Annotated in this window: 23 protein-coding genes; 11 read left to right on the top strand and 12 right to left on the bottom strand. The window is 71.7% G+C overall.

Annotated elements, in window-relative coordinates; all coding sequences use genetic code 11:
- Positions 1–55 precede the first annotated feature (55 nt).
- The 4 genes from OG878_RS27590 to OG878_RS27605 all read right to left on the bottom strand — a co-directional run bounded on the left by OG878_RS27590 (position 56) and on the right by OG878_RS27605 (position 4,633).
- Positions 56–835 carry a hypothetical protein gene (locus tag OG878_RS27590; protein WP_328891397.1) on the bottom strand — a complete coding sequence of 260 codons (780 nt, stop codon included), beginning with the start codon at positions 833–835 and terminating at the stop codon, positions 56–58.
- 229 nt (positions 836–1,064) lie between these two features.
- Positions 1,065–2,006 carry an N-acetylmuramoyl-L-alanine amidase gene (locus OG878_RS27595; protein WP_328889271.1) on the bottom strand — a complete coding sequence of 314 codons (942 nt, stop codon included), beginning with the start codon at positions 2,004–2,006 and terminating at the stop codon, positions 1,065–1,067.
- 22 nt (positions 2,007–2,028) lie between these two features.
- Entirely contained in the window at positions 2,029–2,616 is a 588-nt protein-coding gene (locus tag OG878_RS27600) for a class I SAM-dependent methyltransferase (RefSeq protein WP_443049271.1), read from the bottom strand.
- A 217-nt stretch (positions 2,617–2,833) separates the two neighbouring features.
- A complete protein-coding gene (locus OG878_RS27605; protein ID WP_328889273.1) occupies positions 2,834–4,633 on the bottom strand; it encodes an MFS transporter in 1,800 nt (599 codons plus the stop codon).
- 523 nt (positions 4,634–5,156) lie between these two features.
- On the opposite strand from OG878_RS27605, the gene OG878_RS27610 reads away from it, so the two are divergent.
- The 3 genes from OG878_RS27610 to OG878_RS27620 all read left to right on the top strand — a co-directional run bounded on the left by OG878_RS27610 (position 5,157) and on the right by OG878_RS27620 (position 10,383).
- Positions 5,157–7,340 carry an acyl-CoA dehydrogenase gene (locus tag OG878_RS27610; RefSeq protein ID WP_328889274.1) on the top strand — a complete coding sequence of 728 codons (2,184 nt, stop codon included), beginning with the start codon at positions 5,157–5,159 and terminating at the stop codon, positions 7,338–7,340.
- 331 nt (positions 7,341–7,671) lie between these two features.
- The gene (locus tag OG878_RS27615) at positions 7,672–8,859 is read left to right on the top strand and encodes a lipid-transfer protein (protein ID WP_328889275.1); all 1,188 of its coding nucleotides are present in this window, start codon (positions 7,672–7,674) and stop codon (positions 8,857–8,859) included.
- 90 nt (positions 8,860–8,949) lie between these two features.
- The gene (locus OG878_RS27620; RefSeq protein ID WP_328889276.1) at positions 8,950–10,383 is read left to right on the top strand and encodes an MFS transporter; all 1,434 of its coding nucleotides are present in this window, start codon (positions 8,950–8,952) and stop codon (positions 10,381–10,383) included.
- 12 nt (positions 10,384–10,395) lie between these two features.
- Here the strand turns inward: OG878_RS27620 and OG878_RS27625 are convergent, their stop codons facing one another.
- From OG878_RS27625 to OG878_RS27640, 4 genes are read right to left on the bottom strand one after another with little or no spacing between them, the layout of a single operon-like run.
- A complete protein-coding gene (locus tag OG878_RS27625) occupies positions 10,396–11,028 on the bottom strand; it encodes a response regulator transcription factor (RefSeq protein WP_328891398.1) in 633 nt (210 codons plus the stop codon).
- Positions 11,029–11,033: 5 nt separating this feature from the next.
- Positions 11,034–12,254 carry a sensor histidine kinase gene (locus OG878_RS27630; protein WP_328889277.1) on the bottom strand — a complete coding sequence of 407 codons (1,221 nt, stop codon included), beginning with the start codon at positions 12,252–12,254 and terminating at the stop codon, positions 11,034–11,036.
- A gap of 11 nt (positions 12,255–12,265) precedes the next feature.
- Positions 12,266–12,991, bottom strand: coding sequence for an ABC transporter permease (locus OG878_RS27635; protein WP_328889278.1), 726 nt, complete (start codon positions 12,989–12,991; stop codon positions 12,266–12,268).
- On the bottom strand, positions 12,991–13,926 hold the full coding sequence (locus OG878_RS27640) for an ABC transporter ATP-binding protein (RefSeq protein ID WP_328889279.1): 936 nt from the start codon (positions 13,924–13,926) through the stop codon (positions 12,991–12,993). The genes OG878_RS27635 and OG878_RS27640 overlap by 1 nt, the downstream gene beginning before the upstream one ends.
- A 284-nt stretch (positions 13,927–14,210) precedes the next feature.
- Here OG878_RS27640 and OG878_RS27645 point away from each other — a divergent pair, with 284 nt between their 5' ends.
- Genes OG878_RS27645 through OG878_RS27655 form a run of 3 tightly spaced genes read left to right on the top strand, consistent with a single transcriptional unit; the run spans position 14,211 to position 17,163 of the window.
- Positions 14,211–15,065: a MaoC/PaaZ C-terminal domain-containing protein gene (locus OG878_RS27645; RefSeq protein ID WP_328889280.1), complete on the top strand. Its 855-nt coding sequence runs from the start codon at positions 14,211–14,213 to the stop codon at positions 15,063–15,065.
- 30 nt (positions 15,066–15,095) lie between these two features.
- The gene (locus OG878_RS27650) at positions 15,096–16,172 is read left to right on the top strand and encodes a Zn-dependent alcohol dehydrogenase (protein ID WP_328889281.1); all 1,077 of its coding nucleotides are present in this window, start codon (positions 15,096–15,098) and stop codon (positions 16,170–16,172) included.
- Positions 16,173–16,215: 43 nt separating this feature from the next.
- Entirely contained in the window at positions 16,216–17,163 is a 948-nt protein-coding gene (locus OG878_RS27655; RefSeq protein WP_328889282.1) for a 3-oxoacyl-ACP reductase, read from the top strand.
- An 80-nt stretch (positions 17,164–17,243) separates the two neighbouring features.
- Here the strand turns inward: OG878_RS27655 and OG878_RS27660 are convergent, their stop codons facing one another.
- Both OG878_RS27660 and OG878_RS27665 read right to left on the bottom strand, forming a co-directional pair.
- Complete coding sequence (locus OG878_RS27660; RefSeq protein ID WP_328889283.1) at positions 17,244–17,426, bottom strand: hypothetical protein; 183 nt, start codon at positions 17,424–17,426, stop codon at positions 17,244–17,246.
- A 121-nt stretch (positions 17,427–17,547) separates the two neighbouring features.
- Complete coding sequence (locus OG878_RS27665; protein ID WP_328889284.1) at positions 17,548–18,984, bottom strand: hypothetical protein; 1,437 nt, start codon at positions 18,982–18,984, stop codon at positions 17,548–17,550.
- Positions 18,985–19,189: 205 nt separating this feature from the next.
- Between OG878_RS27665 and OG878_RS27670 the strand changes: the two genes are divergently transcribed.
- The 4 genes from OG878_RS27670 to OG878_RS27685 all read left to right on the top strand — a co-directional run bounded on the left by OG878_RS27670 (position 19,190) and on the right by OG878_RS27685 (position 23,210).
- The gene (locus OG878_RS27670) at positions 19,190–20,230 is read left to right on the top strand and encodes an ABC transporter substrate-binding protein (protein WP_328889285.1); all 1,041 of its coding nucleotides are present in this window, start codon (positions 19,190–19,192) and stop codon (positions 20,228–20,230) included.
- A gap of 147 nt (positions 20,231–20,377) precedes the next feature.
- Complete coding sequence (locus tag OG878_RS27675) at positions 20,378–21,223, top strand: Nif3-like dinuclear metal center hexameric protein (RefSeq protein ID WP_328889286.1); 846 nt, start codon at positions 20,378–20,380, stop codon at positions 21,221–21,223.
- Complete coding sequence (locus tag OG878_RS27680) at positions 21,220–21,963, top strand: zinc ribbon domain-containing protein (protein WP_328891399.1); 744 nt, start codon at positions 21,220–21,222, stop codon at positions 21,961–21,963. Before OG878_RS27675 ends, OG878_RS27680 begins: the two co-directional genes overlap by 4 nt.
- Positions 21,963–23,210, top strand: coding sequence for a bifunctional RNase H/acid phosphatase (locus tag OG878_RS27685; RefSeq protein WP_328889287.1), 1,248 nt, complete (start codon positions 21,963–21,965; stop codon positions 23,208–23,210). Before OG878_RS27680 ends, OG878_RS27685 begins: the two co-directional genes overlap by 1 nt.
- 165 nt (positions 23,211–23,375) lie before the next feature.
- Here the strand turns inward: OG878_RS27685 and eda are convergent, their stop codons facing one another.
- Positions 23,376–23,999 (bottom strand): bifunctional 4-hydroxy-2-oxoglutarate aldolase/2-dehydro-3-deoxy-phosphogluconate aldolase, encoded by a 624-nt coding sequence (gene eda, locus OG878_RS27690; RefSeq protein WP_328889288.1) that lies wholly within the window; start codon positions 23,997–23,999, stop codon positions 23,376–23,378.
- Positions 24,000–24,072: 73 nt separating this feature from the next.
- Positions 24,073–24,873 carry a peroxide stress protein YaaA gene (gene yaaA, locus OG878_RS27695; protein WP_328889289.1) on the bottom strand — a complete coding sequence of 267 codons (801 nt, stop codon included), beginning with the start codon at positions 24,871–24,873 and terminating at the stop codon, positions 24,073–24,075.
- A gap of 192 nt (positions 24,874–25,065) precedes the next feature.
- Between yaaA and OG878_RS27700 the strand changes: the two genes are divergently transcribed.
- Positions 25,066–26,508 carry an RNB domain-containing ribonuclease gene (locus OG878_RS27700; RefSeq protein ID WP_328889290.1) on the top strand — a complete coding sequence of 481 codons (1,443 nt, stop codon included), beginning with the start codon at positions 25,066–25,068 and terminating at the stop codon, positions 26,506–26,508.
- Positions 26,509–26,602: the final 94 nt, after the last annotated feature.

Here is a 26,602-nt window from a genome sequence, read left to right on the forward strand (position 1 = left end):
TACGACAGCGGCCCCCCGCCCGGAAGGGCGAGGGGCCGGCCGGAAGGGGCTGCGGTCAGCCGCGCTGGATGCCCGTGGTGTCCTGCAGCACACCGCGACGGCCGTCCTGGGTCTGGGCGACGAGGCCCGGACCACGCTGCTCCACCGCGAGATACCAGGTGCCCGGGGCCAGTTCGGCGATCGGGCTCGGCGAACCGTCCTCGCCGTACAGCGGACGGGCCACCGGCACCGCGAACCAGAACGGCGTGAAGTCACCGGCCGGTGCGGCGCCGCCCTGGGGGGCCTGCTGTGCGTGCGCAGGGACGGGGTCGGGCTGACCGGGCTGCGGCTGCGCACCGTACGGCTGGCCCGGCTGGGCGCCGTACGGCTGCTGCTGGGCGCCCGGGTAGCCGTAACCCTGGCCGGGCTGCGGCTGGGCGCCGTACGGCGACTGCACCGCCTGCGGGCGCGGGGCGCTCACCAGCGGGGCCTTGAGGGCCGGGACGAGCGGGGTGGCGATCGCGCCACCGGCCAGTACCAGCGCGGCGATCAGGCCGAGGACAAGGCCCGCCCCGGCGTCGACCTGACCGAGGTCGATGATCGTCCAGAGGATGTTCCACGCGGTGAAGACCGTGGCCGCGACACCGAACGGGCCGAGCTCCAGACCCGCGACCTTGCGGGGCTGCGGCTGCGAACGGGAGAACACGATCAGAGCCGCACCGGCCACCCCGACCATGTACACGCCGATCGCATTGCCCAGCGAATCCCAGGCGCTGGGCGCTCCGCTGAGACCGTTGTAGGAGATGTAATCGAGGAAAGAGGCGATGAACAGCACCACCGCTGCGCCGATCACCACGCCATCGCCTCGAGTGAGGGAGCGGATATTCACGTGAAGGTCCTTAGTCGGTCGTCTCGTCGGGGCGGTCGTCGATGCCGCCGGTACGGCGGGTACGGCGCGAAGCTCAGGGCGGCTCCCCATCGTACGGATGAATCTATCGTCTGACCGGACAGCTTGTGTCCCGGCCCGGCCCATGGGTGGTCATCCCCCGGAATCCACCGCACAACTCCCGCACAACTTCCTCTGCTTACCCGTTGAGGTAGGAGCTGATGCCGTCCGCAATGCCTTGTGCGGCCTTCTGACGCCAGCCCGCGCTGGTGAGCAGAGCGGCGTCCTTCGGATCACGCATATTGCCGCATTCGATGAACACTTTGGGCACGGTCGACAGATTCAGTCCGCCCAGATCGCTTCGGGTGTCCAACCCCGTATGACCGCCCACGTAATTGGAAGGCGCACTTCCGGTGGCGCGGACGAAGAGCCCCGCGATCCGGGTGCCGAGATCGCGCGACGGATCCACGATCTTCGACGTGTCCGCGGCCCCACCGCGCACCCGTGCGGGGAGGATCACATGGAACCCCCGGTTGCCGGCCGCGGACCCGTCCGCATGCACCGAAACGACCGCATCGGCCTTGGCGTTGTTGCCGATCCGCGCCCGCTCGTCGACACACGGCCCGAACGGGCGGTCGTCGTCGTACGTCAGGATCACCTTCGCACCCTGCGCCTGGAGCAGCGCACGCAGCCGGTGCGACACATCGAGGGTGAACCGGGCCTCCGCATAACCGGAGTTGGTGGACGTGCCGGTGGTGTCGCACTCCTTGTGCGTGGTGCCGATGTCCACCTGGCGGCCGATCTCGCGGGTGTGCTCGTGGTTACGGGGGTTGTGCCCGGGGTCGATGACGACGGTCCTTCCCGTGAGCGGGCCGGACCGCGTGCCGTTCGCGGACTTCGCCGGGGCGGGTGAGGACTCGTCGGCCGCCGGGCCGCTCTTCGAGGGCGAAGCCGAACCCGAAGCCGACGGCGACGACGCGGCCCCGCTGCTGCCCGCGCGCGGCTGAGCCGGGCCGCTCCCTCCGCCGTCGCCGGCACCGCCGCAGCCCGCGGTCAGGCACACGGAGGCGAGTGCGGCGGCGGTGAGCAGGCGGCGGACGCGATGCTGGGCGGCGGGGGGAACGCTGTCGTCGTACGGCACGCCGCGATGCTATCCGGGCCGCTCAGATCCCCGTTCCCGTACGGCGCAGGACGCGCAGCGAGTCCGTGACCGACACCTCGGTGAACGCTCCGGACTCCAGGGCCCGCAGATACACCCGGTACGGGGCCTGGCCGCCGTGCGCAGGATCGGGGAACACGTCGTGGATCACGAGCAGGCCGCCCTCGGCGACATGCGGCGCCCAGCCCTCGTAGTCGCCGTTCGCATGCTCGTCGGTGTGCCCGCCGTCGATGAACACGAAGCCGAGCTTTCCGCCCCAGACCGCCGCGACCTGCGGGGACCGGCCGACGAGCGCCACCACGTGGTCCTCGAGCCCGGCCGCGTGCAGGGTGCGGCGGAACGTCGGCAGCGTGTCCATCCGTCCGACCTCCGGGTCCACGACGGTCGGGTCGTGGTACTCCCAGCCCGGCTGCTGCTCCTCACTGCCCCGGTGGTGGTCGACGGTGAGCGCGGTCACACCCGCCGCCCGGGCGGCATCGGCGAGCAGGATCGTGGACCGCCCGCAGTACGTCCCGACCTCCAGCAGCGGCAGACCGAGCGTGGCGGCGTCGGTGGCGGCCGCGTGGAGCGCGAGCCCCTCGACCACCGGCATGAACCCCTTGGCGGCCTGAAAGGCGGCGAGAATCTCGGGCTTGGGCTCGGCGGCCACGGGGTTCCTCCTGGCGGTACGGGGATCGAACGGCGCCCCATGGTGCCGTACGGCCTGGTCGGCGGTGTCGGCGGGGGTCGCAAGCAGGACGGTCCTCCCGGTGGGATCGCTCTCTCAGCCGCTCACGGCGGCACCGCCGCCCGGTCGCCCTTTCAGCCGCTTACGACGGCACTGCCGTCCGGCGCACCGGTGCGTCGGCCGTCAGCACGAGGTCGACCTCGACCGGAGCACCGGTCGCCGGGTACGCCGCCGGCAAGGCATGCGGCGCGTACCCGGTGGCGGAACCGGCGAGTACGAAGGCGCCGGCGGACGGGGCGGCCAGGGCGTACCGGCCGGCGTCGTCCGTGACGGTGAGCCCGGCCTGCCGTCCCTTCCGGTCGATCAGCGTGACGTTGGCGCGGGCCACCGGTGTGCCGTCCGCCTCCAGCACTCTGCCCCGGAAGCCGGCCGGACCGGCGTCCGGACGTGAGGCCTCCTGGGCGGGTGCCGCCTCGTCCGTGCTGCTCGCCAGCAGCACCGGCCGCATCGACTCGCGTTGCGACGGCAGGAACGCGGCCAGTACCAGGCCGATCACCACCGCACCCGTAGCGATCATGAAGGAGGTCCGGAAACCCTCCATCGAGGGAACCGGCACCGGTCCCGTCCGTACCGAGGTGTTGGCGAGCACCATGCCGATCACGGCGCTCGACACCGAGGTCCCGATCGACCGCATCAGTGTGTTCAGACCGTTGGCCGCACCCGTCTCCGACGGGTCGACGGCCCCGATGATCAGCGCGGGCAGCGAGGAGTACGCGAGTCCGATACCGGCCCCGAGCACCACCGCGATGACCACGGTCTGCCAGGCGGCACTCATCAGGCCGAGCCCCGCGCCGTAACCGATCGCGATGATCAGCATGCCGAGCATCAGCGACACCTTGGGTCCGCGGCGGGCGGACAGCCGTGCGTACAGCGGGGCGACGAACATCATCGTCAGACCCAGCGGCGCCACGCACAGCCCCGCCACGACCATCGACTGCCCGAGGCCGTACCCGGTCGACAGCGGAAGCTGCAGCAGTTGCGGCAGGACGAGCGAGACCGCGTAGAACGCGACGCCGACCATCACCGAGGTGAGGTTGGTCAGCAGCACCTCGCGCCGGGCCGAGGTCCGCAGATCGACCAGCGGAGCCGGGCTGCGCAGCTCGAAGAGCCCCCACAGCACCAGGATCACCAGGGACGCGGCGATCAGCCCGAGCGTGGTGGCCGAGGTCCAGCCCCAGTCGCTGCCCTTGGTGATCGGCAGCAGCAGGCAGACCAGTCCGAGCGAGAGCCCGAGGGCACCGGGCAGATCGAAGCGGCCCGGCGCTCGCAGCGAGGTCTCCGGTACGGCGAGGACGGTCAGCGCCATCGACAGCACCCCGAGCCCGGCGGCGCCGAAGAACAGCGTGTGCCAGTCGGCATGCTGGGCGACGAGCGCGGCGGCGGGCAGTGCGAGTCCGCCGCCCACCCCGATCGAGGAGCTCATCAGCGCCATCGCCGAGCCGAGCTTCTCGCGCGGCAGCTCGTCGCGCATGATGCCGATGCCGAGCGGGATGGCGCCCATGGCGAAGCCCTGGAGCGCCCGCCCCACGATCATGACCATGAGTTCATCGGTGAAGGCGCAGATCAGCGAGCCGATCACCATGACGGCGAGGCTGGCGAGCAGCATCTTCCGCTTGCCGTAGAGGTCCCCGAGCCTGCCCATGATCGGCGTGGCGACGGCCCCCGCGAGCAGCGTCGCGGTCAGGACCCAGGTGGCGTTGGACGGATCGGTGTGGAGAAGGGCGGGCAGGTCCTTGATGACGGGGACGAGCAGGGTCTGCATCACCGCGACGGTGATACCCGCGAAGGCGAGAACGGGGACGACACCGCCACCCGCCCGGTCCTTCCGCGGATCGGGGAGCGGCTGCTCCCCGGCGAGCTGATCGTTCGGCGTCTGCGGCATTCGTGCGGCCTCCGGGCAGCGGAAGAAGAGGGGTGGAGGTGGAGTGCGGTCCTGCGGCGGGCAGCAGTGACCGCCAAGTGTGTGCACTCTGAACGCTTCCGGATGTCCGTCGTATTCCGGTGAACGTGGTGCGAACAGGACTGTCCTGTCCGGCTGAACCCTGCGGGAGCGCACGCACCGGTGTGACGCGCACCGCTGACCCCGTGGGTTCGCGCTGAAGGATCTCCGGTCTCCCCGAGCCCGCGGGAATCCCGGCCCGGTGCTCCCGAAGCTACGGCGAAGTGATGAGCAGCCCGCTGTCGCGGCCCCTCTACTCCTTTCCAGGGCTTGTGGAAAGCCCGTTCAGGGTGGCTTGTCCCGGGACAAGGTGACCTTGACCATCCAGCAGGTGCCGGCCCGGCAGGTCCGCCGCGGCAGGTGCGGGTGGCGCCGCCGGGCGCAGACGGTCGTCTGACCTTCCATCAGATTGAAACGTGTTCTACTCTTGCGCCGTTCCAGTGGCCGCGACCGGCGAGGATCCGCAATGGGCATCGCAATCACCCGAGAACAGAGGGAGCTGGCGCAGTCCGTACGGGGGTGGCTGGCGCGCGCCGTACCGCCCGAGGAGGTCCGCGGACTCCTCGACACGAGCGCCCCCGGCCTGCGCCCCGGCTGCTGGGACGGGCTCGCGGAACAGGGCCTGCTCGCCCTCCATCTGCCCGAGGAGTACGGGGGAGGGGGCGGCACGCTCCTCGACCTCGCCGTCGTCCTGGAGGAGGCGGGACGGGCCGCGCTCCCCGGCCCCTACCTGGCGACCGTGCTCGCCTCGGCGGTGCTCGGTGCGGCGGCGCCCGGCGCGGCAGAGGTGAGCGCTCTCGTGCGCGCCCTCGCGGCCGGTACCCGCATCGGTGCCGTCGCCCTCGGCCCCGGCGGCCTCACCGCCGTGGAGAGCGAGGGCGGCCACCGCCTCGACGGCGTCGCCCCGCCCGTGCTCTCCGCCGCCGAAGCCGACCTGCTCCTGCTCCCCGCGGATTCGGCCACCGGCATCCTCTGGTTCGCCGTCGACTCCGCCACCGAAGGGCTGACCGTGCGCCCGCATCCCGGCGCCGACCCCACCCGCCCCACCGCCGAGGTCCGGGCCGACGGCGTCCACGTCCCCGCCGGCCGGGCCGTCCGCACCGATTCCGGGACCGTACGCGATCTCGCCGCCTCCCTGTTCGCCGCCGAAGCCTGCGGCACCGCCGCCTGGGCGCTGGACACCGCCGTCGCGTACGCCAAGGTCCGGGAACAGTTCGGTCGCCCCATCGGCCAGTTCCAGGGCGTCAAGCATCTCTGCGCCGACATGCTCGTGCGCGTCGAGCAGGCCCGCGCGCTCGTATGGGATGCCGCCCGCGCGGCCGACGAGACCTCGCAGATACGCGCACTGGTCGCCGCCCTCGCTGCGGGCGCCGCGCTCGACTCCGCGTACGGCTGCGCCAAGGACTGCATCCAGATCCTCGGCGGCATCGGCTTCACATGGGAGCACGACGCCCACCTCCATCTGCGCCGGGCCCTGGTGGCACGGCAGCTGCTGGGGGCCGGGGACGCCCACCGGCTGCGGGCCGCCCGGCTGGCCGAGCGCGGCGCGCGGCGCGAACTCTCGCTGGAGCTCCCCGCCGAGGCCGTACGCCATCGCGCCGAGGCGCGCCGGGCCGTCGCCGCCGTCCGGGGACTCGACCCGAAGGCGGCCCGCCGCGCCCTCGCCCCGACCGGCTACGCCGCCCCGCACCTGCCCGCCCCGTACGGCCTGGGTGCCGGCCCGGTCCAACAGCTCGCCGTGCAGGAGGAGCTGAAGGAGCAGGGCGTGAAGGTGAGCGATCTCGGCATCGCCACCTGGGTGGTGCCGTCCCTCCTCGCGTACGGGACACCGGAGCAGCAGGACCGCTACCTCCTCCCCACCCTGCGTGGCGAACTCCTCTGGTGCCAGCTGTTCTCCGAACCCGGCGCCGGTTCCGACCTCGCCTCGCTCCGTACGAGGGCCGAGCGGACCGCCGAGGGCTGGCGGATCAACGGCCAGAAGGTGTGGACGAGCGCCGCCCAGTGGGCCGACCACGGCATCCTGCTCGCCAGGACCGACCCGGACGCACCCAAGCACCAGGGGATCGGCTACTTCCTCGTCGACATGAAGAACACCGAAGGCATCGACATCCGTCCGCTGAAGGAGATCACCGGCGACTCCCTCTTCAACGAGGTGTACTTCGACGACGTCCTGCTCCCCACGGACGCCGTCGTCGGCGAGACCGGCGACGGCTGGCGGGTCGCCCGCAACACTCTGGGCAACGAACGTGTCCACATGGCCGACCAGATGACCTTCGACACCGGGCTGGAAGCGCTGATCGCCCGTTCCGGTGAGCTCGACGACACCTGCCGGGCCAGGATCGGCGCCCTGGCCGCCGAGGCGCACGCACTCGCCTGCATCGGGCTGCGGACCACCCTGCAGCAGGTCTCCGGACTGGAGCCGGGCGCCGGGGCGTCCGTACGCAAACTCGTCCGGACCACCCACCAGCAGAAGGTCGCCGAACTCGCCCTGGAACTGCTCGGCCCGGCCGGCGCGACCGCCGAGGGGCCCGCGGCACGGGCCCTGCACGGCTTTCTGATGTCCCGCTGTCTGACCATCGCGGGCGGCACCACCCAGGTCCAGCTCAATGTCGTCGCCGAGCGCATCCTCGGCCTGCCACGGGACCCGTGACCGCCGGCCCGGCCGGGTCCGCCGGGGCCTGGCTGGCATTGCCTGGGGGCGCGGGCATGTTCGCGCTCGCCTACGGACTCGTCTGCCGTGAACTGCACCCATTCGGCCCCGGAAACCCCGTTTCCACCCCCACCAACCCACCGCCAGGTCTCACTCCCGCTCACCACCACTCACTTCAGCTCAGCAAACCGTCAGCAGCTCACAACCCTCGCTCTCGGCCAGGCGCTCACCGGTCACGCAGTCTTCCGCTGACCGGCTTCCGGTGTCACTATCTGACACCGCGTCAGATAAGTCGGCGGTCGGACAGTGGCGGCGGCCCGGGAGGAAGACCATGAAGGCATACATCGTCGGTGTCGGGATGACGAAGTTCGAGAAGCCCGAGACACGCGACTGGCAGTACTGGGACATGGTGAAGGAGGCCGGGACGGCAGCGCTCGCCGACGCCGGGATCTGCTACGAGCAGGTGCAGCAGGTCCCCGTCGGCTACTGCTTCCAGGCCTCCACGGCCGGTCAGCGGTCGGTGTACGAACTCGGGCTGACCGGAGTGCCCGTCTACAACGTCAACAACAACTGCGCGACCGGTTCGACCGCGCTCATGATGGCCCGGCAGTTCGTCGAAGGCGGTATCAGCGACTGCGTCCTCGCGCTCGGCTTCGAGAAGATGGCGCGCGGGGCGCTCGGCGGCGGCTCCGACGGCGGCGACTTCGCGACGTCCCCCGTGGCTCGGCAGTACGGGATCATGGCAGCCGCGCACGGCTTCGAGAGGACCCCTCCCACTGCCCAGATCTTCGGCAACGCGGCCCGCGAACACATGGAGCGGTACGGGACGACCGAGGCACAGCTCGCGGCGGTCGGCGCCAAGAACCACCGGCACTCGGTGAACAACCCGTACGCCCAGTTCCAGGACGCGTACACGGTCGACGAGATACTCGCCGCCAGGACCGTCCGCCGCCCGCTCACCAAGCTCCAGTGCTCGCCCACGTCCGACGGGGCGGCCGCCGCAGTCGTCGTGTCGGAACGGTTCGCCGAGCGACACGCGCTGGGCGACCGCGCCGTCGAGATCGTCGCCCAGGCCATGACGACCGACACCGCCGACTCGTTCGCCTCCGGCACCTGCATCGACGCCGTCGGACAGCCCATGTCGCGGGCCGCCGCCCAGCAGGTGTACGAGAAGTCCGGACTGGGCGCCGCCGACCTCGACGTCATCGAGCTGCACGACTGCTTCTCGGTCAACGAACTCCTCACCTACGAGGCGCTCGGCCTGTGCGGTGAGGGCGAGTCCGGCAAACTCGTGGAGTCGGGGGCCACGACGTACGGCGGCCGCTGGGTCGTCAACCCGTCCGGCGGGCTGATCTCCAAGGGCCACCCGCTCGGCGCCACCGGCATCGCCCAGGCTGCCGAACTCACCTGGCAGCTGCGCGGCGAGGCGGGAGCCCGGCAGGTGCCCGACGCCCGGGTCGGGCTCGCCCACAACATCGGGCTCGGCGGGGCGGCGGTGGTGACGCTGCTGCGTCGGTAGTGCACACACCGGACGGCCCCGCCAGGGCCATTGGGCCGATCCGGCCGCCGGACGAAATACCGATGTACGGGGCGCTGGGCGGCTGCGAATATGACGTCCATGGTTGACGTCACGACGCCCGCACAGCTGCAGATCCTGCGGAAGCCGCGCACCTGGGCGGTGGTGCTCGCTGCCTGCGTCGGTCAGTTCCTCGTCGTCCTCGACGTGTCCGTCGTCAACGTGGCGCTGCCGTCCATGCGGGCCGACCTGGGGTTGAGCGCCGGTCAGCTGCAGTGGGTGCTCAACGCCTACGCGATCGCGTTCGCCGGGTTCATGCTGCTCGGCGGCAGGGCCGCCGACATATACGGCCGCAAGCGGATGTTCCTGGTCGGCCTCGGCCTGTTCACCGCGGCCTCGCTCGTCGGCGGATTCGCGCAGGAGGGCTGGCAGTTGCTGGCCGCTCGCGCGACGCAGGGGCTCGGCGCGGCCGTCCTGTCTCCCGCGACCCTCACTCTCCTCACCGCCGCAGTTCCCGAAGGTCCGGCCAGAACCAGGGCGATCGGCACCTGGATGGCGGTCGGTGCGGGCGGCGGCGCGGCCGGCGGGCTGGTCGGCGGCGTGCTCACCGACCTCCTCTCCTGGCGCTGGGTCCTGCTGATCAACGTGCCGTTCGGGGTGCTCGTCCTGATCGGCGCGACGATCTGGCTCGCCGAGAGCAGGGCGGGTGCACGGCACCGGATCGACCTCCTGGGCGCGGTGCTGGTCACCGTGGGCCTGGCCACGGTCTCGTACGGCATCGTGCAGACCGAGCAGGAGGGCTGGACCACGGCAGCCACCCTGGTTCCACTGCTCGGCGGGCTTGTGCTGCTCGCCCTCTTCGTCCTGGTGGAGGTCCGGACAGCGGTGCCGCTGATGCCGCTGCGGGTGTTGTCGACGCGGGCGGTGGCGTCGGCGAACGTGGCGATGCTCGTGATGGGTTCCGCGACGTTCTCGATGTGGTACTTCATGACTGTGTACGCGCAATCCGTGCTGGGCTACACGCCGGTGGAGGCCGGACTCGCCCTGCTTCCCACCTCGTTGGCCGTCGTGCTCGGATCGACGTTCGCGCCGCGGATCATGGCCGTGACCGGTGCGAAGAACCTGGTTCTGATCGGCCTGGCGATCACTGCCACGGGCCTCGGCTGGCAATCGACGATGGGCGCCGACGGCTCGTACCTCACGTCGATCTGCGGGCCCGGCATCCTGATGATGGCCGGTGCGGGGTTTGCGTCCACCCCGCTCGCTTCCCTCGCCACCTCGGGCGCGGCCCCCGGCGACGCAGGTCTGGTCTCCGGGCTGGTCAACACCTCGCGCACGATGGGCGGTGCGCTGGGTCTCGCCGTGCTCTCCACGGTCGCGGCGGCACGGACCGGCGGCGGCGACGGGGCGCAGGAGCTGACCGCAGGGTTCGCGCTGGCGTTCCGGACAGCCGGCTCGGTACTGCTCGGCGGGCTGCTGCTGATGGCGCTGTGGTTGCCGCGGCACGTCGGCAGTGCCCGGCGCTGACCCGGACCGTCGCTACAACCACCCCTGCTGCCGCGCCGCCCGCACCGCCTCCATGCGATTGCGCGTACCCGTCTTGCCGATCGCCGACGACAGATAGTTGCGTACCGTCGACTCCGACAGATGCAGGGTCGCAGCGATGTCCGCGACCGTCGCTCCGTCCGCCGACGCGTTCAGCGCGTCGCGCTCCCGCACGGTCAGCGGGCTCGGTCCCGCACTGAGGGCGGCCGCGGCAAGAGCGGGATCGATGACCGTTTCACCGGTCAGCACCCGGCGGATGGCCGCCGCGAGTTCCTCGACGGGACCGTCCTTGACGAGGAAGCCCGCCGCCCCGGCCTCCATCGCGCGGCGCAGATAGCCGGGCCGGCCGAAGGTGGTGAGGATCAGTACCCGGCAGTCAGGCACCTCCTCACGCAGATCGGCGGCGGCGTCCAGTCCGCTGCGGCCCGGGAGTTCGATGTCGAGGAGTGCCACATCGGGCCGCGACGCCAGCGCGGCGTCCACGATCTTGTCACCGGCGGCCACCTGGGCCACCACCTCGATGTCGGGTTCCAGGCCGAGCAGCAGGGCGAGCGCGCCGCGCATCATGCCCTGGTCCTCGGCGAGCAGCACGCGCACGGACCTGGTCGGCCGGTGGTCCTGGGACATCTCGTTCACCGGCCCAGCGTAGGGGGTGGGGCAGGGCGTCCGGCGGCATCCGCCGCGTCCGCGGCGTCCGTCGTGTCCACCGGCAGTTCCGCGACGACCACGAAGCCGCCGCCCTGACCGGGGCCCGCCGTCAGCGAGCCGCCGGCCGCGGCAAGGCGTTCGGTGAGGCCTTTGAGGCCGGTGCCGCCGATGCCCGGAGCGGGCGGCTCGGCGGCCTGCCCGCGGCCGTCGTCGGTGACGGTCAGCCGGACCCGTTCGCCCGTGCCGTCGACCACGAACGAGCAGGTGGTCGCATTGCTGTGGCGTACGACGTTGGTCACCGCCTCCCGCACCACCCAGCCCAGCAGTGCCTCTGCCTGCGGGGCGAGCGGCGGTCCCGAGCGGCGGACCACCGGTTCGACCCCGGCGGCCGTCAGCGCGGACCTGGCCCGGTCGAGCTCGGTGGCCAGACTCCCCTCGCGGTAGCCGGTGACCGCCTCCCGGATCTCGGTGAGGGCCTGGCGGCCGACGGACTCGATGTCGGCGACCTGGAGCAGCGCCGCGTCGATGTCGCGCGGGGCCAGCCGGCGCGCGGCCTCCGACTTGACGACGATCACGGAGAGCGTGTGCCCCAGCAGATCGTGCAGATCCCGGGAGAAGCGGAGCCGCTCCTTCTCCACGGCGGTCCTGGCCAGTTCCTGCCGGGTGGCCCGCAGTTCCATCACGGTCTCGGACAGGGTGAGGATCGCGGCGGTCACGGCGCCCGAGATGAAGGTGCCGTACCCGATGGTCCACGGGTCCGAATCGCCGTCCGCGCGCCAGACGGCGATGAGGCTGGCGACGATCGCGAGGCCGAGCAGGCCGAGCGCCAGCTGCCGGTGGCGCAGGATCGTGCCGCAGGCGAGCGAGAGCAGCGGGAAGAACAGCAGCCAGCTGCCGCCGTAGCCGATCGCCAGGCCGCACGTGACCACGGCCATCACGGCGAGCAGCACGTACGACGCCGGGCTTTCACGCTTCTCCCTGACGAACCCACGGAACACCACGGAGATGTACAGGGAGTTGAAGGTGAGCAGTCCGAGACCGCCGATCCAGGGGTTCGGCGTCTCACCCTGGAAGAGGTTGGAGAAGGAGCCCAGCCCTATCAGCAGCCAGGGCAGCAGGGCATACGGGCCGGGCGGCCCGAGGCGCCCTTCCTCCCGGTGCCGCCTGTACCGTTCCTTGCGCGATTCCGATCCGTTCCGGGGCATGCTCGCTCCGCTCATGCCGTCCTCGCGGACCGACGGTACGAGACGACGGCATACGTACCGAACACCAGCAGCCACCCGGCGAGTACGGTGATCGTCCCCGCGGACGGTGCGTGGCCGCCGGTGGCCGCCCAGCCCAGGTCGGCGAACCGGTGGGCGGGGGTGTACGAGCCGATGCTGCGCATCCACGAGGGGAACTCGGAGAGCGGGAACCACAGCCCGCCGACGATCGCGAAGCCCATCAGAGCGGCCACGTTGACCACTCCGGTGGCCTGTGGGGTGAGCCGGTAGCCGTTGCCGATGCCGAGCAGGGTGAACGGCAGGGCGCCGATCCACAGCAGCAGCGTCAGGGCGATCCACTGCCCGGCCTCCAGCCGTACGCCGTTGACCAGCGCCCCTGCGAGCAGCACCGCCAGGACGGTGGGCAGCACGGTCACCGAACCGCTGATCGCGCGGCCCGCGACCACCCGGGACGGGTCGAGCGGGGTGATCCGCAGCTGCTGGAGCCAGCCGAGGGACTTGTCGGAGGCCACGCCCGTACCGATGGACATGGCGGCGCCCAGCGCGCCGTACGCCGCCATACCGACCATGGACATGACCTTCCACTCGGCCGCGTCGTCGCCGCCCCCGCCGAGGTTGGTGAAGAGCAGATACATCAGCACCGGCATCCCGATCCCGAAGATCATGAAGAATCCGTCGCGCAGGGTACGGCGGATCTCGAGCACGATGTAGGGAAACATCAGACGGTCTCCTTCTCCGAGAGGGTGGCGGGGCTGGTCAGCGAGAGGAACGCGTCTTCGAGCGTGGGCCGGGAGACCTGGAGATCGCGGATCCGGCCGAGGCGGGCCAGTTCGATCACCGTGGCGTCCGAGTCGTCCGTACGCAGCAGGGCACGATCCCCGCGGATCTCGACGGCGTTGACGCCGGGCAGCAGTTCCAGGCCCTCGGTCGGTCCGCCCGCCAGGTCGAAGGAGACGTGGCTGCCGCCGACCGACTCCTTGATCCGGTCACCGCTGCCGTCGGCGACGATCCGGCCGTGGTCGATGACGACGATCCGGTCGGCGTTCTCGTCGGCCTCCTCCAGATAGTGCGTGGAGAAGAGGACCGTGTTGCCGCGCCGTGCGTAGGCCCGCATGGAGTCCCAGAACGCGCGCCGGGCCTCGACGTCCAGGGCGGCGGTCGGCTCGTCCAGGACGATCAGCTCCGGGTTGCCGGCCAGCGCGACGGCGAACCGGACACGCTGGATCTGCCCGCCGGAGAGCTTGTCGATGCGCCGGTCGGCGTACGAGGCGACCCCCGCCAGGGCCAGTGACTCGGGGACCGGCATGGGGTTCGGGTAGGTGGAGGCGACGAAGGCGATCAGTTCGCGCACCGTCACCCGGGGGATGGGGCGCCCGTCCTGGAGCATGGCGCCGACCCGGCCGGCCCGTACCGCCTGCTCGGGGGTCCGGCCGAGCAGCTGCACACCGCCGGAGTCCGGCTCGTCGAGCCCGAGCAGAAGGCCGATGGTGGTGGACTTGCCCGCGCCGTTGCGGCCGAGCAGGGCGACGGTCTCGCCGCGTTCGACGGTCAGGTCGATCCCGTCGACGGCCCGCACGGTCCGTTCCGCCCGGCCGAAGGTCTTGACTGCCCCGGTGAAGATCACCGCGGGCCCGCTCCCCGTTGTCTTTTCCATGCCCATGACGCTACGGAACCGGACGCTGTCCCGGCAGAGGCGCATGTACGGACTCCGCGATGACAAATGTCATGGCCGGGACCGGCCGTCGCGCCGTACCGGTCAACGGATCTGACGAGGGGTCAGCAGTCTTCACAACTGTGGGGGGCTGCGTTATACATAGGGCCAACCGGCTAGAACGCGTTCTAGAACGAGCGTTCCGGCCGGCCCCGCACGACCTCGGTGCGGCCGACGGTGCGGACGGCTGCACCGAGGTCTTCCCACCATCAAGGAGCAGCTCTCCCATGCCCATTGATGCCGCAAGGGCGGTCGCCGCCGAACCCCGGACCGCCGAGATCACCTGGGACCACAAGGACGTCCAGCTCTATCACCTGGGACTCGGTGCAGGCGTTCCCGCCACCGACCCCGGCGAACTGCGCTACACCCTCGAGTCGAGGCTCCATGTGCTGCCCAGCTTCGCCACTGTCGCGGGCGGCGGCATGGGCGGCTTCGGCGGACTGTCCTCGCCCGGGATCGACATCGATCTGGCCGCCGTGCTCCACGGCGCCCAGACCGTACAGGTGCACCGGCCGGTGCCGGTGACGGGCAGGGCGGTGCAGACGTCGAAGGTCGCGGCCGTGTACGACAAGGGCAAGGCGGCCGTCGTCGTCCTGCGTACCGAGGCCGCCGACGACGACGGCCCGCTGTGGACCAACGACGCCGAGATCTACGTGCGCGGTGAAGGCGGCTTCGGCGGTGAACGCGGCCCGTCCGGACGGCAGGCCGTCATCGCCGTGGTCCCGGACCGCACGGTCGAGCGGCGCATCCGCGAGGACCAGGCGCTGCTCTACCGGCTCTCCGGGGACTGGAACCCGCTGCACGCCGACCCCGAGTTCGCCGTGAAGGCAGGCTTCGACCGGCCGATCCTGCACGGGCTGTGCACCTACGGCATGACGCTCAAGGCCGTGGCCGACACGCTGCTCGACGGTGATGTGACCCGCATCCGCTCGTACCGCACCCGGTTCGCCGGGGTGGTCTTCCCCGGCGAGACCCTCCGCATCCGGATGTGGGCCGGGGAAGGCCATGTCCGCGTCGTCGTGACCGTCGTCGAGCGCGACGACGCACCGGTCCTGGCCGACACGTTCGTCGAACACTCCTGAATCACGCCACGATCCGAGGGGAGCCGCACCATGCGCGCAGCCGTACTGCACGAGATAGGGCAGGACAAACTGGAGGTCCTCGACGACGTCGAGGCGGTGGGCTTCGGCCCCGGCAAGGTCAGGCTCCGCATCCGGGCCACCGGACTGTGCCACTCCGACGTCTCGGCGATGAACGGTGTGCTGCCGCAGCCCGCCCCCTTCATCCCCGGCCACGAGGGTGCGGGCGAGGTCATCGACATCGGTGACGGTGTCACCGGACTGAGCACGGGGGACCGGGTGGTGGTCTGCTGGCTGCCCGCCTGCGGGGCGTGTCCCGCCTGCAGACGCGGCCAGACGCAGCTGTGCCTGGCCGGCTTCATGAACGCGGGCACACCCAACTTCAAGCGCCCCGGCGGCGATGTGTTCGGCTTCGCCGGCACCGGCACCTTCACCGAGGAGGTGGTCGTCGACGCGGGCTGCGCGGTGCCGATCCCCGACGACGTGCCGTTCGAGATCGCCGCGCTGATCGGATGCGGGGTCACCACCGGGCTCGGCGCCGCGATCAACACAGCGCAGGTGGGGGCCGGTTCGTCGGTCGCCGTGATCGGCTGCGGCGGGGTGGGCATCGCCGCGATCCAGGGCGCCAGGGTCCAGGGCGCAGCCCAGATCGTAGCCGTCGACCCGGTCGCGTCCCGGCGCGAGGCGGCACTGCGGTTCGGCGCGACCGAGACGGTCGCGCCCGAGGGACTCGGCGACGCCAGGCAGCGGATCACCGGCGGCGAGGGCTTCGACTACGTCTTCGAGGTCGTCGGCAAGTCGGCCACGGCCCGCACGGCGTACGAGAACACCCGGCGCGGCGGAACGCTCTGCATCGTCGGCGCGGGCGCCATGGACGACAACTTCCAGGTCAACATGTTCGAGCTGTTCTTCGACGAGAAGCGGATCCTGCCGTCCATGTACGGGGGAGGGGATGTGCTGCGGTCGTACGAACGGGCCATTGCGCTCTGGCGGGCCGGCCGGATCGACCTCGAATCGATGATCACCCACCGGGTGCCGCTCGCCGGGATCAACGACGCCCTCGACCAGATGAGGACCGGCGAGTCGCTCCGCACCTGCATCGAACTCTGACGGACCGCCCATCACCGTGCTCCGAAAGGACTTCGAGGTTCCGATGTCACACCCCCTTCCGCTGGACGGGCTGTCCGCGATCGTCACGGGCGCGGGCCGCGGCCTCGGGCGCGCCGAAGCGCTGGAACTGGCGAGGCTCGGCGCGGCCGTCGTCGTCAACGACTACGGACAGCCGGGCCGCGACGGCTCCGGCGAGGCGTCCGCGGCCCCCGCCGAGGAGGTCGCCGAGGAGATCCGTGCGGCGGGCGGCCGGGCGTTCGCCCACCTCGGCGACGTCTCCGACCACGCGCAGGCCCGCGCCCTGGTCGAGCTGGCCGTCAGCACGTACGGCAAGCTCGACATCCTGGTCAACAACGCGGGGATCCTCCGCGACCGGATGGTCTTCTCCATGACCGAGGACGAGTGGGACTCCGTCATCCGGGTCCACCTCAAGGGCCACTTCAACACCACCCACTTCGCCGCGTCCCACTGGCGTACCCGCTCCAAGGAATCCGGCGGGCCGGTCTACGGCCGGATCGTCAACACCTCGTCCGAGGCGTTCCTCGCAGGCTCGGCGGGCCAGCCGAACTACGCGGCGGCCAAGGGCGGCATCGTCGGCCTCACCACCTCCACGGCCCTCGCCCTCGCCAAGTACGGCGTCACGGCCAACGCGATCTGCCCACGGGCCCGCACGCGGATGACGGAGGACGTCTTCGCGGGCTTCGAGGAGCCGGCCGACGGCCGGCTCGACCCACTGGCCCCCGAGCACGTCTCGCCGTTGGTCGGCTATCTGGCGTCACCGTCGGCGGCCCGGGTCAACGGCCAGCTGCTCGTGGTGCACGGCGGGATGGTCGCGGTCGTCGAACGCCCCAGGGTGGCGGTGAAGTTCGACTCGTCGAAGGAGACGTTCTCGTTCGACGAGCTGGACGAGCTGATCTCTCCGTACTACCAGGACCGCCCGGCGAACCAGACGTTCGCGGCGGCGGAGGTACTCGGTCTGAAGCGGGGGTGAGCCTCCGGGAGGGCGCCGGACAAGGAAGGGCCTCCGCGACGCAGTCATGTGCCGCGGAGGCCCTTCCCTCCCTCGTCGAGTTATTGCGGCCGGGCCGCCCTGCTGCGCTCCCCGGCGGGGCGCCGGTGGCGACCGTGCGGCTGTACGTCCGTGCTCTCCATCGACACACCCCCTCGGTGCTTTCCGGAGCCGCCGGCTTCGGCCCGTTCGGCGTCCGCCCCCGGCGGACGCGTCTGGGTCGTGTCGGTTCGGGCTTCAGACATGTGGGAAGTCACCCCGTTGTGTTCGCTTGCGTGTATGTCACCGGGACCAGCGCGCCACCGCCCGACGCGGTCACCGTCGGCAACCGCCCCGATTGGCTGCGTAGCCCCCAGGCCCGGAATCCTAGACGGGAGCCGTACGCCCCACGAGAGGCGCCTGCCCCAGTGGAACCGGCTTACACACTGCAGGAGGCGCGGCGGCCGCGGACGGTTGCATACCGCTTTCCGTGGCCGCCGCCCACGCCGGCCCGGCGCCGGGTTCCTCGTCCACCGGCGGCGCCATCAGGGCCACCCCGCACGGCACGTCCCCGTTCGCGTACGGCAGCTTGAGCACCCCGTCCCTGGTCCACAGCCCCGACCCGGCCAGCCACCCCTCGGGGACGGGGAGTTGATGCAGCCGACGCCCCGCCGGGCGCCACACCCCGACCCAGCTGCCGGCCGCCCCGTCGATCCGCAGCGCCACCGCACAGCTCTCCGGCATCAGCACCTGCCCCGGCTGGACGGCGAACGGCGTCACCGCCACATCCGCCGGCCGCAGACACTCCGGGAAACGCACCGGCAGGGAACTGCCGAGCACGCCCCACCCGAGCCGGTCGTGTCCCGGCGCGTCGGAGCGGATCAGCAGCAGCCCGCTGTCAGGTTCGGCGAGCAGCAGCCGGTCGTTGCTGTCCGGCGCGATCTGCAGCAGCGGCGTCACCTCGCCGCCCCGCCCCAGGTCCACGGCGACCGCCTTCACCGGCCCGCCGCCCACCGGCTCCCGGTCCAGGGCCAGCATGTGCCCCGTCCGGTCCAGCCACACCCCGCCGGAACACCGCCCCGGCACATCGGCGACGCGCTCCGGCCCGAACCCCCCGCCCGCCACCAGCCAGACGGTGGTCGACCGTTCCCCGACCGAAAGTGCGTACGCATGCGCGCCGTCCGGCGAGGGCGGCAGCAGGGTCAGGGACGCGTCGTTCGCGCATTCGATGGCACCGAGCGGCAGTTCGCCCGTCCCGGGGCCGGTCGGGTAGAGCAGCGAGAAGGTGTGACGGTCCGCCACCCGCCGCCGGATCAGTACGCGGCCGTCGGAGAGCGGCAGTACCTCGGAGTCCGGTTCCTCCGGCTGCCCGAGGGGGAGCGGCACGGCGTACGGCTCGTACCCGTCGAGTGTCCAGCGCTCGGGGAACCAGGAGGCGGCGCCGGCCGCTCCGGAGCGTGTGAGCCGTGCGGCGTACGAACCGTCGGCGGCGATGGTGAACGTGCCGGCCCGTCCGGCGATTCCACCGGCCGTACCCAGGGCGTTCGGCCCACCAGGGGCACCGGGCTCAGCCGTCTCGCCAGGCCCGCCGTCCACTGCGGGCGCCGCCACCCCTGCGGGCACATCCGCCCGTGCGGGCGCACCCACCCCCTCGGGCCTCTCCGCCCCCGCCGGCCCCTGTGGCCCTCCGGCCTTCTCCCGCCCCGCGGATGTCTCCGCCTTCTCCCGCCTCTCGGGTTCTTCCACTTCTCTCGCCTCTTCCGACGTGAGGCTCACCGTCGTGGCGGCCCCGGTGGTCTCGCCCTCGATGGCACAGGCAGTCATGTGCTCGTCACCTCCGGCAACCGAAGCTAGTTTTCGCACTTCCTGCCGAACAACACGGGCACTGCCACTTCACACATAAGGGTGGCGATGCCCGCATTTACCTGAGAGTGAGGGGGCGGTTGTGCTCCCGACCTGGTGGGTAGCTAAGGTTAGGCATCCCTAAGCATTCCCTGTGAGTCCTTCAACTGGAGCAAGTGAGTACGTGATGTCGATACGACGCCGCAGCACCGCAGCAGTCGGCCTGGCAGTTGCCGCCGCCCTCGCCCTCTCGGCATGCGGCAGCGGCGACAGCGGGAAGACGGACGACTCGGCCAAGTCCGGTGGCGACAAGAAGGCGGCCGTCGCGACGGGCGGCAAGGACTTCGGCGACGCGGCGAAGAAGACGGCCGGGTACGGGACGGACGCCGAGGCGGGCCAGTTCCCGCGGACCCTCACCCACGCCATGGGCAAGACCGAGCTCAAGTCCGCGCCGAAGCGGGTCGTCGTGCTGGACGTCGGCGAGTTCGACAACGTCGTCTCGCTCGGTGTGAAGCCGGTCGGTTACGCCCCCTCCGAGGGTGACGCGGCCATCCCCTCGTACCTGAAGAAGGACGCGGGCAACCCGAAGAACGTCGGCACGATCAACAACCTCAACCTCGAGGCGATCGCGGGGCTGAAGCCGGACCTGATCCTCGGCAGCCAGCTGCGTGCCGCCGACAAGTACGACCAGCTCTCCAAGATCGCGCCGACCGTGTTCTCCATCCGTCCGGGCTTCACCTGGAAGGAGAACTACCTCCTCAACGCGGCGGCGCTGGACAAGACCGCCAAGGCGAAGAGCGAGCTCGACGCGTACGAGAAGAAGGCCGCGAAGCTCGGCGAGGACATCGGCCCCGACAAGCCGACCATCTCCATGGTCCGCTACCTGCCGGACCGGATCCGTCTCTACGCCAAGGCGTCGTTCATCGGCACGATCCTCGAGGACGCCGGTCTGCCGCGGCCCAAGAACCAGCAGATCAACGACCTGGCCGCGGAGATCAGTCCGGAGAAGATCGACGAGGCGGACGCCGACTGGATCTTCACCGGTGTCTACGGCGACCCGAAGGCCACCAAGCGCGACACCACCCAGTCCAACCCGCTGTGGAAGAACCTGAAGGCGGTCAAGGAGGGCCGGGCGAAGGACGTCCCGGACGAGACCTGGTACCTCGGCCTCGGTGTCACGGCGGCGAACATGGTCCTCGACGACCTGCGCGCGGACCTGGTCAAGTAACGACCGCACACAACGGTGACCGCCACCGGAACGGTGCGTGACGGCACGTGACCGACCGCGGTCGGCCCGTCGCAGGTCACCCACAGGTATCCACAGGTCATCGCAGTCATGGGCAGCGGGGCACGGACGGAAGGTAGCCTTTCCTCCGTGCCCCGTCTGTCTGAAGTCCTCGCCGCGCTCGACGCCCTGTGGCCCCCCGCGCGGGCCGAGGGGTGGGACGCGGTCGGCACGGTCTGCGGAGACGTCGACAATCCGGCCGCCGAGGTCGACCGCGTGCTCTTCGCCGTCGACCCCGTCCAGGAGGTCGCCGACGAGGCGGTCAAGCTCGGCGCCCAGCTGATCGTCACCCATCACCCGCTCTATCTGCGGGGGACGACGACCGTCGCTGCCGACACCTTCAAGGGCCGGGTCGTGCACACCCTCATCAAGCACGACATCGCCCTGCACGTCGCGCACACCAACGCCGACACCGCCGAGCCCGGAGTCTCCGACGCCCTCGCCGGCGCCCTGGACCTGCGCGTCACCGGCCCCCTGGTCCCGGACCCGACCGACCCCAAGGGCCTTCGCGGCCTCGGCCGGATCTGCGAACTGGACCACCCCGAGACCCTGCGCGAGTTCGCCGCCCGCGCCGCCGCCCGGCTGCCCGCCACCGCGCAGGGCATCCGCATGGCCGGCGACCCGGAGGCCGTCGTCCGTACCGTCGCGGTCAGCGGCGGCTCCGGCGACAGCCTTTTCGACGCGGTGCGCGCCGCGGGCGTCGACGCCTTCCTCACTGCGGATCTGCGCCACCACCCGGCCTCGGAGGCCGTTCAGCAGTCCCCGATCGGCCTGGTCGACGCCGCGCACTGGGCCACCGAATGGCCCTGGTGCGAACAGGCCGCAGCGCAGCTCGACGCGATTTCCGACCGCCACGGATGGGGCCTGCGGGTCCATGTCTCGAAGCAGGTCACCGACCCCTGGACCACCCACCACTCTTCTGGAGCCCCCAACTGAACGCCGCGCCCGCCGACCAGATCCGACTTCTCGACGTCCAGGCCCTCGACGTACGGCTGTCGCAGCTCGCCCACAAGCGCAAGTCGCTGCCCGAGCACACCGAGATCGAGTCGCTCACGGCCGACCTCGCCCAACTCCGAGACCTGCTGGTCGCCTCGCAGACCGAGGAGAGCGACACCGCCCGCGAGCAGACCAAGGCGGAGCAGGACGTCGACCAGGTGCGCCAGCGCGCCGTCCGCGACCAGCAGCGGCTGGACTCCGGCGCGATCACCTCGCCGAAGGACCTGGAGAGCCTGCAGCGCGAGATCGCCTCGCTGGCCAAGCGCCAGGGCGACCTGGAGGACGTCGTCCTCGAGGTCATGGAGCGCCGCGAGTCCGCGCAGGAGCGTGTCACCGAGCTGACCGCACGCGTCTCCGCCGTCCAGGCCAAGGTCGACGACGCGACCGAGCGCCGGGACGTCGCGACGCAGGCGCTCGACGAGGAGACCGCGAGCGTCACGAAGGAGCGCGAGATCGTCGCCGGCTCCGTACCGGCGGACCTGCTCAAGCTGTACGACCGGCTCCGCGCCCAGTCGGGCGGGGTGGGCGCCGCGCGCCTGTACCAGCGCCGCTGCGAGGGCTGCCGGCTGGAGCTGAACATCACCGAGGTCAACGACGTGAAGGCGGCGTCCCCGGACACGGTGCTGCGCTGCGAGAACTGCCACCGCATTCTGGTCCGTACGGCGGAGTCGGGCCTGTAATGACGCAATCCCGCCGGTTCGTCATCGAGGCCGACGGCGGCTCCCGGGGCAACCCGGGGCCCGCCGGTTACGGCGCGGTCGTGATCGACCAGGTGACGGGGGAGACCCTCGCCGAGGCCGCCGAGTACATCGGCGTCGCGACGAACAACGTGGCCGAGTACAAGGGCCTCATCGCCGGCCTGAAGGCCGCGAAGGCACTGGTGCCGGACGCGTCGGCGGACGGTGCGCTGCAGGTGCGCGTCCGGATGGACTCCAAGCTGGTCGTGGAACAGATGTCGGGCCGCTGGAAGATCAAGCACCCCGACATGAAGCCGCTCGCGGCGGAGGCGGCGCGGATTCTTCCGGCGGCCGCGGTCACCTATGAGTGGATCCCGCGCGAGAAGAACAAGCACGCGGACCGGCTCGCCAACGAGGCGATGGACGCGGGCAAGCGGGGCAGGCAGTGGGAACCGTCGGCGTCGACGGCCGCACTCGACACGCCCCGTACGCCTGCCCTCGACCTGCCGCCGGTCGGGGGTCCGCCCGGTGACGCGGCGGCGGGCGCGGCGAAGGCACGGGCGGCGATGTCCATCCGCCGCGAACCCGCGGCCACTCCGCAGGTCGGCTGGAGCGCCGCGGACCTCGGCGCACCGGCCACGTTCGTCCTGCTCCGGCACGGCGAGACGGCCCTCACGCCGGAGAAGCGGTTCTCGGGCAGTGGCGGCAGCGACCCGGAACTCTCGGCAGCCGGCCGCCACCAGGCCGAACGCGTGGCGGAGTCCCTCGCCGCCCGCGGCACCATTCAGGAGATCGTCAGCTCCCCGCTGCGGCGCTGCCGCGAAACAGCGGCGACGGTGGGTGCCCGACTGGGCCTGCCCGTCCAGATCGAGGACGGGCTGCGCGAGACGGACTTCGGGGCCTGGGAGGGCCTGACGTTCGCCGAGGTCCGTGAACGGTACGGCCCCGACCTGGACGCCTGGCTCGCCTCCACGCGAACGCCTCCCACGGGCGGCGGCGAGAGCTTCGCCGAGGTCGCCCGCCGGGTCTCGGCCGCCCGGGACCGCCTGACCACCCGCTGCGCGGGCCGCACGGTGCTCCTGGTCACCCACGTGACCCCGATCAAGACCCTGGTCCGCCTGGCTCTGGGAGCCCCACCGGATTCCCTGTTCCGGATGGAGCTCTCGGCGGCGTCGCTGTCGGCGGTGGCGTACTACGCGGACGGCAACGCCTCCCTGCGTCTGCTGAACGACACGTCGCACCTGCGCTAGAGCTGTGACCGGAAAGGTTTGCCGGGCGGCGCGAGCCGGTGAACCTTTCCGGTCACAGCACTAGGGACCGGGGCTCCCCGGGGAGGGGCGTGAGGCGCTCCGGCCTCCGCCCCGTCGGGGCGCCCCCGGGCCGGAGCGAAGCCGGCGCCCCGGACGGGGGAGGAATCAGCCCCGCAGCGCCGCCGCCTCGCCCGCCAACCGTTCCACCCGCGCCCAGTCCTTCGCCGCCAGTGCATCCCCCGGCACCATCCAACTGCCGCCCACGCAGCCGACGTTCGGCAGTGCCAGGTACGTCGGCGCCGAGGCGGGCGAGATGCCGCCCGTCGGACAGAACCGGGCCTGGGGGAGCGGTGCGGACAGCGCCTTCAGATACGCCGTGCCGCCCGCCGCCTCCGCCGGGAAGAACTTCATCTCGGTGACGCCGCGCTCCAGCAGCGCAACGACCTCGGACGTCGTCGAGACCCCCGGCAGGAACGGCACCCCGGCCGCCTTCATCGCGTCCAGCAGCGGATCTGTCCAGCCGGGACTGACCAGGAACCGTGCCCCGGCCGCCACCGTGTCGGCGACGTTCCGTGCGGAGATCACCGTGCCCGCCCCCACCACCGCGTCCGGCACCTCCGCCGCGATCGCCTCGATCGCGTCCAGCGCCGCAGCGGTCCGCAACGTCACCTCGATGGCCGGGAGCCCACCCGCGACCAGGGCCCGGGCGAGCGGCACCGCGTCGGCGGCGTCCTCCAGGACGACAACGGGGACAACAGGGGCAAGATTCAGCACCGAGGGGGAGGTCATGGGTTCATCTTGCCGTGCCACCGCACCCTACGCAACGAGCGTTGCGCATGTTGCAACAACTCTCGTCTGTGTGTCAGTGAATCTCCGTTACGACCACATCGAGCGACCACGCCCGCCCCGCCCGCCCGGGAGCCTCCGCCTCCACGACGTAACCCAGCTCCCGCAACACGTCCACCAGTTGCGCGGGCCCCTTCGGCTGCGCCCCCGACTGCAGCAGGTCGCGGACCATCCGCCCCTTGGTCGCCTTGTTGAAGTGGCTGACCACGGAACGCTTCTCCACCCCGTCCACCACCTGGGAGTGCAGCACCCGCACACTCGCCGTGCGCTCCGCCACCGCCCCCTTCGGCTTCCACGCCGCCGTGTACGCGGACGACCGCAGGTCCAGTACGAGCCCGTCCCCGGCCACCTCCGGCATGACCTCGGCCATCGACGCACGCCAGTGCGCACCCAGCGCGCCGAGCCCCGGCAGCTTCACCCCCATCGAGCAGCGGTACGACGGAATCCGGTCGCCCACCCGCACGGCGCCCCACAGCCCGGACAGGACCAGCAACGACTTCCCGGCCCGCCGCCGGGCCGCGGTGTCCAGGGACGCCAGGTCCAGTGCGTCGTACAGCACCCCGGTGTAGATCTCCCCGGCCGGCCGGGTCCCCGCCGTGCGCAGCGCGACGTTCTTCGCGATCTCGCCGCGCAGCCCGTCGCTCAGCCCGAGCACCTCGCGGGCCTTCTCCTCGTCCGCCGTGCACAGCTCGACCAGCTCGTCCAGGACCGCCGCCCGCGCCGCCGCGAGCCCCGGCAGGGACAGCGACTCCGGCTTCAGGGGTGCTCCGCGCCCCGAGGCGGCCTTTCCTTCGGAGGGCGGCAACAGCACGAGCACGGCGGTTCTCCTTCGTACGAACGGGGAAGGGCCCAGAACTGCACAGGCCGTCACGCCAGCGTACGGGGGCGGGCACTCCGCACGCCCCGGCCCCCGGCCCCGTACCGGCCGGCACCCGGCCACCCCCGAGCCCCGAGGCGGCGGCCCCCCACCCGGGATGCCGCCCACTCCGCCCCGCCATACGCTCGGTCCATGCCCCGCCGCCATCTCCACATGACCGGCGCAGCCGACACCCCGCTGAGGGCGGCCCTGCGCGAACTGCGCACCGCGCTCGGACTGCCCGCCGACTTCCCGACCGAGGTTCTCGCGGAGGCGGAGCAGGTGGCGAAGTCCCTCGTCCTGACCGGACACCAGGACGTGACGGACGTCCCGTTCTTCACCATCGACCCGCCCACGTCCACCGACCTCGACCAGGCGATGTACCTCGAACGCCGTCCGCACGGCTTCCGCGTGCACTACGCCATCGCCGACGTCGCCGCCTTCGTACGCCCCGGCGGCGCACTCGACACCGAGGCCCACCGCCGGGTGACGACGCTCTACTTCCCCGACGAAAAGGTGCCGCTGCACCCCACCCTCCTCTCCGAAGGCGCCGCCAGCCTCCTCGCCGGGCAGAACCGCCCCGTGCTGCTCTGGCGGATCGACCTCGACGCGGAGGGCGGCGCCGTCGCCACCGACGTACGGCGGGCCATGATCCGGAGCAGGGCCAAGCTGAACTACACGGAGGTCCAGCGGCAGATCGACGCGGGCACCGCCGAGGAACCCCTCGCACTGCTGGAGACCATCGGCCGGCTCCGTGAGGAACAGGAGATCGCCCGCGGCGGCATCTCGCTCGACGTGCCCGAGCAGGAGATCGTCCAGCGTGACGGCACGTACGGGCTGGAGTACCGCGCCCCGCTGCCCGCCGACGGCTGGAACGCCCAGATCTCCCTCCTCACGGGCATGGCCGCGGCCCGGTTGATGGCCGAATCGGGCACCGGCATCCTGCGCACGCTCCCGGTGGCCCCGGACGGCGCCGTCGCCCGTCTGCGCCGCTCGGCCGAGGCGCTCCACATCGACTGGCCGCATCACGTGCCGTACGCCGAGGTCGTCCGCGCACTCGACCCGAAGAAGGCCGGCCACGCCGCCTTCCTCCAGGAATGCACCACGCTGCTGCGCGGCGCGGGCTACACGGTCTTCGACCACGGCGACCTCCCCACCCCCGCCGTCCACGCCGCCGTCGCCGACCTCTACACGCACTGCACGGCACCGCTGCGCCGCCTCGTCGACCGGTACGCGGCCGAGCTGTGTGTCGCGGCGGTCGCCGACCAGCAGCCACCCGAGTGGGTGATGGCCGCCCTTCCCGACCTCCCGAAGGAAATGGGCGAGGGCACCCAGCGCGCCAACGCGGTGGAGCGCGAGTGCGTCGACCTGGTCGAGGCGGCACTCCTCAGCGACCGGGTGGGCGCGGTCTTCGACGGGTACGTGGTCGACGTACAGGACGAGGAACCCACGATCGGCACGGTCCACATCGAGCAGCCCGCCGTCGTCGCGCGCATCAACGGCGGCACGACCGAACTCCCCCTGGGCGAACGCCTCCGGGTCCGTCTCACCCAGGCGGACCCGGGCACGGCGAAGGTCCTGTTCGCCCCCGCATGAGCGCGGCGACGGCGCGGACGGTCGGGCGGCGTGGCGCCGTGCGGCTGCCCCGCCCGCCATCTCGTACGATCACGCCTTCGGCAACGGGCTCCGA

It is taken from the genome of Streptomyces sp. NBC_00316 (genome assembly GCF_036158715.1).
GTDB lineage: Bacteria > Actinomycetota > Actinomycetes > Streptomycetales > Streptomycetaceae > Streptomyces.

Coding starts and splice junctions, on each gene's coding strand:
- OG878_RS27600 (WP_443049271.1), bottom strand. CDS start 2,616: ATGCCGGTGGTCGAGGGGCTCGCGCTCCACGCGGCCGCCACCGACGCC.
- OG878_RS27605 (WP_328889273.1), bottom strand. CDS start 4,633: ATGCCGCAGACGCCGAACGATCAGCTCGCCGGGGAGCAGCCGCTCCCC.
- OG878_RS27610 (WP_328889274.1), top strand. CDS start 5,157: ATGGGCATCGCAATCACCCGAGAACAGAGGGAGCTGGCGCAGTCCGTA.
- OG878_RS27615 (WP_328889275.1), top strand. CDS start 7,672: ATGAAGGCATACATCGTCGGTGTCGGGATGACGAAGTTCGAGAAGCCC.
- OG878_RS27620 (WP_328889276.1), top strand. CDS start 8,950: ATGACGTCCATGGTTGACGTCACGACGCCCGCACAGCTGCAGATCCTG.
- OG878_RS27625 (WP_328891398.1), bottom strand. CDS start 11,028: ATGTCCCAGGACCACCGGCCGACCAGGTCCGTGCGCGTGCTGCTCGCC.
- OG878_RS27630 (WP_328889277.1), bottom strand. CDS start 12,254: ATGCCCCGGAACGGATCGGAATCGCGCAAGGAACGGTACAGGCGGCAC.
- OG878_RS27635 (WP_328889278.1), bottom strand. CDS start 12,991: ATGTTTCCCTACATCGTGCTCGAGATCCGCCGTACCCTGCGCGACGGA.
- OG878_RS27640 (WP_328889279.1), bottom strand. CDS start 13,926: ATGGAAAAGACAACGGGGAGCGGGCCCGCGGTGATCTTCACCGGGGCA.
- OG878_RS27645 (WP_328889280.1), top strand. CDS start 14,211: ATGCCCATTGATGCCGCAAGGGCGGTCGCCGCCGAACCCCGGACCGCC.
- OG878_RS27650 (WP_328889281.1), top strand. CDS start 15,096: ATGCGCGCAGCCGTACTGCACGAGATAGGGCAGGACAAACTGGAGGTC.
- OG878_RS27655 (WP_328889282.1), top strand. CDS start 16,216: ATGTCACACCCCCTTCCGCTGGACGGGCTGTCCGCGATCGTCACGGGC.
- OG878_RS27660 (WP_328889283.1), bottom strand. CDS start 17,426: ATGTCTGAAGCCCGAACCGACACGACCCAGACGCGTCCGCCGGGGGCG.
- OG878_RS27665 (WP_328889284.1), bottom strand. CDS start 18,984: ATGACTGCCTGTGCCATCGAGGGCGAGACCACCGGGGCCGCCACGACG.
- OG878_RS27670 (WP_328889285.1), top strand. CDS start 19,190: ATGTCGATACGACGCCGCAGCACCGCAGCAGTCGGCCTGGCAGTTGCC.
- OG878_RS27685 (WP_328889287.1), top strand. CDS start 21,963: ATGACGCAATCCCGCCGGTTCGTCATCGAGGCCGACGGCGGCTCCCGG.
- eda (WP_328889288.1), bottom strand. CDS start 23,999: ATGACCTCCCCCTCGGTGCTGAATCTTGCCCCTGTTGTCCCCGTTGTC.
- OG878_RS27700 (WP_328889290.1), top strand. CDS start 25,066: ATGCCCCGCCGCCATCTCCACATGACCGGCGCAGCCGACACCCCGCTG.